This is a genomic window from Fimbriimonadaceae bacterium (genome assembly GCA_023957775.1).
GTDB lineage: Bacteria > Armatimonadota > Fimbriimonadia > Fimbriimonadales > Fimbriimonadaceae > JAMLGR01.
Genome location: JAMLGR010000019.1, coordinates 77,609 through 84,126, shown reverse-complemented (window position 1 = coordinate 84,126; position 6,518 = coordinate 77,609). Strand labels below are relative to the sequence as shown.

At 64.8% G+C, this 6,518-nt stretch carries 9 protein-coding genes; 4 read left to right on the top strand and 5 right to left on the bottom strand.

Annotation, left to right across the window (positions count from 1 at the left end):
* The first annotated feature begins 137 nt into the window (after positions 1-137).
* The 3 genes from M9921_14755 to M9921_14745 are packed head-to-tail and all read left to right on the top strand — an operon-like array spanning position 138 to position 2,429.
* Positions 138-977, top strand: coding sequence for an RNA methyltransferase (locus M9921_14755; protein MCO5298106.1), 840 nt, complete (start codon positions 138-140; stop codon positions 975-977).
* Between the two features lie 12 nt (positions 978-989).
* Positions 990-1,394 (top strand): response regulator, encoded by a 405-nt coding sequence (locus tag M9921_14750; GenBank protein ID MCO5298105.1) that lies wholly within the window; start codon positions 990-992, stop codon positions 1,392-1,394.
* A gap of 30 nt (positions 1,395-1,424) precedes the next feature.
* Positions 1,425-2,429, top strand: coding sequence for a hypothetical protein (locus M9921_14745; protein ID MCO5298104.1), 1,005 nt, complete (start codon positions 1,425-1,427; stop codon positions 2,427-2,429).
* A 4-nt stretch (positions 2,430-2,433) separates the two neighbouring features.
* Here the strand turns inward: M9921_14745 and M9921_14740 are convergent, their stop codons facing one another.
* From M9921_14740 to M9921_14730, 3 genes are all read right to left on the bottom strand, one after another.
* Positions 2,434-2,703 carry a hypothetical protein gene (locus M9921_14740; protein ID MCO5298103.1) on the bottom strand — a complete coding sequence of 90 codons (270 nt, stop codon included), beginning with the start codon at positions 2,701-2,703 and terminating at the stop codon, positions 2,434-2,436.
* Positions 2,704-2,746: 43 nt separating this feature from the next.
* Positions 2,747-3,103 carry a cupin domain-containing protein gene (locus M9921_14735; protein MCO5298102.1) on the bottom strand — a complete coding sequence of 119 codons (357 nt, stop codon included), beginning with the start codon at positions 3,101-3,103 and terminating at the stop codon, positions 2,747-2,749.
* A 102-nt stretch (positions 3,104-3,205) separates the two neighbouring features.
* The gene (locus tag M9921_14730; protein ID MCO5298101.1) at positions 3,206-3,817 is read right to left on the bottom strand and encodes a hypothetical protein; all 612 of its coding nucleotides are present in this window, start codon (positions 3,815-3,817) and stop codon (positions 3,206-3,208) included.
* Positions 3,818-3,883: 66 nt separating this feature from the next.
* Here M9921_14730 and M9921_14725 point away from each other — a divergent pair, with 66 nt between their 5' ends.
* A complete protein-coding gene (locus M9921_14725; protein MCO5298100.1) occupies positions 3,884-4,840 on the top strand; it encodes a TIGR01777 family oxidoreductase in 957 nt (318 codons plus the stop codon).
* Here M9921_14725 and M9921_14720 read toward each other — a convergent pair.
* Complete coding sequence (locus M9921_14720) at positions 4,809-5,723, bottom strand: hypothetical protein (GenBank protein MCO5298099.1); 915 nt, start codon at positions 5,721-5,723, stop codon at positions 4,809-4,811. The genes M9921_14725 and M9921_14720 overlap by 32 nt on opposite strands.
* A 36-nt stretch (positions 5,724-5,759) precedes the next feature.
* Positions 5,760-6,503: a hypothetical protein gene (locus M9921_14715; protein ID MCO5298098.1), complete on the bottom strand. Its 744-nt coding sequence runs from the start codon at positions 6,501-6,503 to the stop codon at positions 5,760-5,762.
* Between the last annotated feature and the right edge of the window lie 15 nt (positions 6,504-6,518).

Sequence of the window (6,518 nt, the reverse complement as noted above, 5' to 3'; positions counted from 1 at the left end):
TCTTCGAGTCATTTGTTACCTCCTGCGGAACCGTATCGGTCCCTTCACGAAGGTCCATTGTAACCGCTCGATTACACCTCCCGGTACAATTCTCCTCATGTTGAGCACCGAGACCCGCGCGACTCTGCGCCAGGAGGATGCGGCTTGATCCCAAGCCGCGCGCTCCCCGCGCCCAACCGCTTCCTCGGTTGACCGCCGAGTTCCTCGTTTCCCTCGGCGACCGGTCGATCCGTGATCGCCTGGGCCTCTTCCCCGCCGAAGGGCTCCGCTCCTTCCACTCCGCAGTGGCGAACGCCACCCCCATCCTCGGATTGGCGAGAAGCCCATCGCTGCTTTCGTACCCCGCCAGGTGCGAGATGGATGAGTTCGCGAAGGACCGAGGCATTCCGTTACTCGAAGTGTCCCGCGCCGACTTCCAGTCCTTCTCCGCTGCGAGGGAGCCCAAGGGTGTCCTCCTTGTGTGCCCTCAGCGGTGGGATCCTCTTCCCAGTCACGTCGGGCAACGCGACCTTTGGATCGGCGTCGAGAACCTACGGACGCCTGGGAATCTGGGGACGCTGATGCGTTCGGCCGCTGCGTTCGGGGCAAGCGGCCTGATGGTGTTCGGCCCTCCAAGGGACCGAACCGATGTCTACGCACCGCAATCCGTCCGGGCGTCGATGGGAGGCGTGTTTTCCTTGAGGATTGTACAGACTTCGCATCGCGCGTTCCGCTCTTGGAACCGGCGGTACGAGCTCACCGTATTGGGAGCCTGCCCCAAGGCGCCGACCGAGGTGCGGCGCGTGAGCCTTCGCCGCCCGGTCCTGCTGATGCTGGGGAGCGAGCGCGAGGGACTCTCCGAAGCACAACGCGACTCGTGCGACGGGTTTGTTCGCATTCCCATGTCCGCGGGAACGGACTCGATCAATGTCGCGATGGCAGGAACGGTGCTGATGTACGAAGCGGTGAGCCAGAGAGGGTGCCGAGGGAGACGATGAGATAATAGGCTTGTGGTTTCACTCGCTCCTGAATCAGGCTGGATGGGGAGGCCGCAACGCATTCTCGTCGTGGACGACGAGCGGCATATCGTGCGGCTGATCCAGGTGAATCTCGAACGCCAAGGCTACACGATCGACACGGCTTTCGACGGGGTCGAAGCACTGGTCAAGATGCGTGCAGACAAGCCGCACCTAGTCGTTCTTGACACGCTCATGCCCGTCGTGAGCGGGTGGGAAGTCCTCGACGCCATGGCTCGGGACCCCGAGTTGTGCGACATTCCAGTCGTGCTTCTCTCCGTCGAACGAGACATCGACGACGACGACCCGCGATGGCCGCCAGGCGGAAAGCCTCCCAACGTGAGGCTGCGCCTTTTCAAACCCTTCAACCCAGGGCAGCTCCTCGAAGCACTCCAGTGACGCCCCCCTTCCCACGCGCGTCCAAATCACATGCTCGGCGCGCTGATCCTCGTGGCTCTCGCCAGCCAGAACCCGACGGCCTACGACACCACCCTCGTGCTGTCGATGCCCACGCGCGGGCCAGTTAGCCGCACCTGGATCGGCGGAGTGACGCTCCTTGAGGACGACACCGTGGCAGGGTTCACGTGCGATTCGGTCGGTGTCCATGGGGAGACGTTCTTCGCGAAGCCGTTCGTGTGGAGCAAGGGCACGTTGTCCGGCCTTCCGCTGGGAAAGGCCGAGTACGGCCATGTCTATGCGGGCACCGCGCAACTCCTCGTGGGCGACGTGATGGTCGACCACCGGGATCACCCCGCCACGTGGACCCCCGATCCCCAGGGCGGATGGGCCAAGGCGCGCCTGACGGTCCTGCCCTACCTCGAGGGGCGAGCCGTCGCGGTGACGCCCGAACGGGCCGTGTGGGTCGCCGGAACCGAGAGCCTCCTGTGCTGGAACGGTGGCAAGTGGTCCAAACTCCAACTCGGCAGCTTCATTCTCGAGGGGATCGACGCCAAGGGTCGCTTTTATGGCAACCGCTTTCAGGGCTTCGGCGAGGGCATGAGTCCCCAGAAAACGCAACCTGCCATCCGCAACGGAACGAGATGGATCGACCTTGTTCCGGAGGGCTCCTACGATTGGCTCAACGCTGTGAACCGGCAGGGCCTCGCCGTGGGCCGGGTCGGCTCCCGCGCCGTGCTCTGGAAGTCAGGTGCCACGACCCACCTCTTCGACGAAAAGGTGAAGTGGTCCGACGCACGGGCGATCAACGGGCTCGGCCAAATCGTTGGCGCCTTCACCTTCGACGGAACCGAGACACATGCCTACGTGTGGAAGGACGGGGCCTTGCGGGACCTGTGGAACGTGCATCGGGACGGGATGCAAGAGGCCCTCGCCATCAACGATCGCGGAGTGATTGTGGCGAAGGCGGAGGCGGGATACGAAACGCGCCTGTACCTTCTGACGCCGAAGGGCCGCGAACTTGACTCCGCGAGGTGAAGACCTAGGGCGCGTTGAGCGATGACAACGAGCTTTGGTTGCGCAGCTCACGCACTTCCGCCTCCAGGGCCTCGATGCGCGCCTCGAGCTGCGAGTTGCTCTTTGGGGTGCCTGACAGGAGGTGAATCAGCTCGGAGGGCTCGTCCTTCTCCCCGCGAATGAGTTTCGCCATCCGACGTTGGTGCTCGAGAAGAATCGCCACGATCGGTACGACGACGAACACACCCGCCAGGAGAACGGCGACTCCGGCAGTCTTGAGCATCTCGATCGACATGAGGACATTGTAGGCCGGTTCGAACCCGCCTGCGGGCCGAAGGTCACAGCCACTCGGGGTCCACGGTCCGATCGCCGCCCGCATCTCCCGTGTTGCGCGTGCCCGCAGGCTCGAAGAGCAGCACGTGCGCCTCCTCGTGAGCGACCGGCCGATGTTCCACTCCCCTCGGCACGACATAGAACTCGCCGGGGCAAAGCTCAATGTTCCCTTCGCGCATCTCGAGGGTCAGGCGACCCGCTACCACCAGGAACAACTCGTCCTCATCCGGATGGGCGTGCCACACGAACTCCCCCTTCAGCTTGGCCAGCTTGACGTGTTGTCCGTTGAGTTCGGCAACAATGCGAGGGGACCAGTACGCGTCGATCTGCGCAAAGGCGTCTACCAAATTGACCTTGGGCATGTTCCATTGTGGGCAGGTCGCCAGCGCCGGCCAGCTCAAGAGGTGCCTTCGCGACCCTGGCGGAGGCACGTTTCCATGGCTCGCCAGGCGTGAAGGAAGCCGCTACCGGCGTCGGATTCCCTTAAGCCCGAGCACGGGATAGTCGCCTTCGAGCCACAATTCGTGATGGGCACTGACGCCAGGATCCAGGTCGAATGCGGTCAGCGAGATCGACTGTCGCAACTCGTTCGAAACGAGGTCCGAGCCTTGGTGCCGGTAGCGCCACCGGACCGTAGAGTGGAACGTCCCAGGGCTCGGCATCACGCTGAAAGTCCACCCCGTTCCAGGAGGAAGCCCCACCCGGTGGTAGCTGTTGCCGCAGGTGTACCACTGATGGTACTGGATCGGCCGGAACACGCCGCGCGCGTCCTTCGCCTCGAGGTAGCCCAAGAGATTGCTGTCCGCAGCATGAAACCAGATGTCGGTCTTCGAACCGTTTGTGACGGTGAGGATGAGCTGGTCCCTGCCCGGCGTGAGGGTGGCCTTGGGTCCCTCGGCTAGCAGTCGCTTGTCCCACATGGGTTTGGGAGCGTTATCGGACGCCCCGTACCCGCCCGCTGCCAACGGATCCGGTACGGAACCCGCCCGGTAAACCGCGGGCTGCATAAAACGGAGGCTTGTGCCCGCCTGCACGCCTTGCGGACCGAGGAGGACGATGGCCGCCAGAAGACTCATGCAGTTGGGACGGCTCAACCGCGAGAGGGTTTCCTCATGGACCTGCTCGAGCGGTACGCTCCTGCCGTGAAGGTCGTCCTCGCGGGCGGGAGCGGACAGGTGGGCGCGGTGCTGCGGCGCGCCTTGAAACCAAGGGGCGCCGAAGTGGTCGTGCTCACACGAGAGGCCACGCCCGACACCATGCAGTGGGACGGCAAAGCCCTGGGGCCGTGGGCCGATGCCGTCGACGGGGCCGATGTTGTGATCAACCTCGCGGGCCGGAGCGTGAACTGCCGGTACACGCCCGAGAACCGGCGCGCGATCCTCGATTCCAGGGTGGATTCGACCCGCGTCATCGGTCAGGCTATCGCCCAGGCCGAGTCGCCCCCGGCCGTGTGGCTGCAGGCCTCCACGGCCACGATCTATCGCCACCGCTACGACGCCCCCAACGACGACGTCACCGGCGAACTCGGCGGCAACGAACCCGGCGCGCCCGACACGTGGAACTTCAGCATCGATGTGGCGAAGGCGTGGGAGCAGACCCTGGCGGAGGCCCCAACCTCGCACACTCGAAAGGTCGCCATGCGCTCCGCGCTCACCCTCAGCCCCGACCGGGGCGGCGTCTTCGACGTCCTCCTCGGACTCGTGCGTAAGGGGTTGGGTGGAGCGATGGGCGATGGCCGGCAGTACGTCTCCTGGATTCACGAAGCGGACTTCGGTGCGGCGGTCCTTTTCCTCATCGACCATGAGGAGTTGGAGGGCCCCGTGGCCCTCGCCTCCCCCAACCCCATTCCCAACAGCGAGTTCATGCACGTGCTTCGCGAGGCGTGGGGAGCGCGTTTCGGTCTGCCCGCACCCGCTTGGATGATCGAGATCGGCACCCGCCTGATGGGCACCGAATCCGAACTCGTGCTCAAGAGCAGGCGGGTCCTGCCGACGCGGTTGCTTCGCGCCGGTTTCGAGTTTCAGTTCCCCGAGTGGCCGGCCGCAGCGGCGGATCTGTGCGCGAGGGTCAGGGACGCGTCACGGCCAGATACGCGTTGATCCGATCGCGCAACGCCTTGCGCTGCTCGACGGTCTTGCCCGAACCAAAGGAAACGGGGCGACCCTGCGCATCCGGAATCACGATCGCGGGCATGACGCTGTTCGAGTTGCCTGCGCCCATCTTGACGGCGTTCACCTTCCCGATCTCGGCTTTGGCCTCGGGGCCCAAGCTGTAGTGCTTTTTGCGGACCCACCACCCGAGTTTGCGGCGCACGGTCAGGCTGCGCCCGTCCAACTCGATCGACTCGTCGCTGGCGGCGTTGACGGCCGCGCCGAGCATCGCGAAACCCACCGCAAAGAAAATCGCGTAGAACCCCAGCAGCGCGAGCGCTCCGATTCCGAAGGCCGAATACATCCCGCCGATCATCAGCACCGCATGAAACGTGGTGAAACTGGTCCATCCAAACCCGAAGAGTCCGATGCCCCCCGCGGCCGCCCAGTTCGCCGGCGAGGTCTTCTCCTCGAGCACGGCGGGCATCTCCGCCTCCGCCTGCAGCCCAAGCTCTTGCCGCGCCGATCGTTCGGTCAGCCGTTGGTTCAATCGCTCGAGGTTCGCCTTGCCCTCGGGGTCGCCCGGAGCGAGGAGGCCCAACTGCTTGCGAAAGCCCTCTTCGACCGAATCCAACTGAGCGATCGCGCGGTCGAGAGTGCTCGACAACTCCCAATCCGCATCCGAGCCGTAGACCTGGAGCCCGCGACGCACTTCCCCGCTGTCCGAACGAAGCGCTTCGACCGTTGCGAGGCGCGCACGCACCTCGGGGGCCGTCAACACCTCGTCTTCCATGACCAATGGGGCGAATCGCGCGATCCAGGCGTTCGCCGCATCGCGCGCCTCCTCGGTCTTGGGGTTCTCTTGGGATTCGAACTGCTCGTTCACGGACACCTTGAAACCCATTATCGGGAAATGAAGTGGGGAACGCTAAGGGTTCGGCCCGTCGCCGAGACGCAGACGCAACTCCTCGGCATCGGCAGCCTGCTTCGACTCGCGATGCGCCTGAGCGGCGTTGTCCTCCGCGATGGTCCGCGAGAGTCGTTCGGCCAGCTGTCCGGCCCGTTGATGCCCCTTTTTCAGCAGCGCCCGGAACCCCGTCCACCCCGCAGCCGCGAGCACCCCGGTGATCGCGAGTCCCGTGGCGATCATCCCATGCTCCCCGGTCGACGCCAAAGCGATGACGCTGAGGATGAACGCCGGGTGAAGGGCAAACAACCATGCGAAAAGCGCGTTGGACTTCACATTCACGCGCGTGCGGCCGCTGCGCGACGTGATCTGGACCTGGGCTTGCGACAACCCGGTCCAGTGCGTCGCCTGCAACGTGCGGCCGACCTGGGTGGCCCCCACCCCCTGATGGCGGTTCATGACCTTGAGCTCGTCGAGAACAAGATCGAACCGATCCGGGCTCAGCTCGCCCTGGACGACCTGTTCGAACTCCTCGGTGAGATGCAAGACGCCCTTTCGGCTCTCCGGCCCAGCCCCCTCGAGAATCGCCTGCTCGATGAACTTGGGGTCGACCCCGATCTCCTTGGCGATGCGCACCAGCTCCTCGCGCGTGATCCCGGGGGTGTAGGGCGTCGACGACTCGAATGCCGCCTCGTGGAGCCTCGCCGCGCGCTGCACGATTTCGGAAGCCTCCTTTTCGCTGAACACGCGCTTCTCGGAGTCCATTCCTAGGATTCTAGC